This window comes from Megasphaera stantonii, assembly GCF_025567065.1.
GTDB classification, from domain to species: Bacteria; Bacillota; Negativicutes; order Veillonellales; family Megasphaeraceae; genus Megasphaera; species Megasphaera stantonii.
The window spans coordinates 5,052-5,531 of sequence record NZ_JAOQKD010000022.1 but is presented as its reverse complement, the minus strand read 5'-3'; the positions used below and the strand labels follow the sequence as shown (position 1 = coordinate 5,531).

Sequence of the window (480 nt, the reverse complement as noted above, 5' to 3'; positions counted from 1 at the left end):
AGCGATGATGGCACGGTTGCCATGGCAGCCGGACGGGACATCAACCTCACGACGGGCCGTGAAATTGCCGTGGACGATTTTGGCCTGAAGCATAAGGAATCGGGGCTGCTGTCGAGTTCAACGACGACCATCCGTACTCATGACGACCATCAGACGGTCCTCGGTGCGACGATTACCGGTAAAGAGGTACAGATGGGCGCCGTACAGGACGTGAATATGACGGCGGCTGCCGTTGCCGGGCAGAATGACGTGACCGTTGCGGCAGGGCGCAATGTGACGACGACATCGGATATGCAGTATGATAAGGCAACAGCCTATACGAAGGTTAAGTCTTCCGGCGTACTGGGCGCAGGCCTTGGCATCATGATTGGTACGCAGAAGATGCAGGATAACTATGAAGGGGAGTTCAAGACGCAGATCGGGACGACCATTGGCTCTTCCGAAGGCAGCGTGACGATTGCCGCCGGCGATACGGCGCAC

At 57.5% G+C, this 480-nt stretch carries 1 protein-coding gene; it reads left to right on the top strand.

The window, feature by feature from the left end; genetic code table 11:
- A partial coding sequence (locus OCV58_RS10075) for a hemagglutinin repeat-containing protein (RefSeq protein WP_267312883.1) occupies positions 1-480 on the top strand: 480 nt, incomplete at both ends.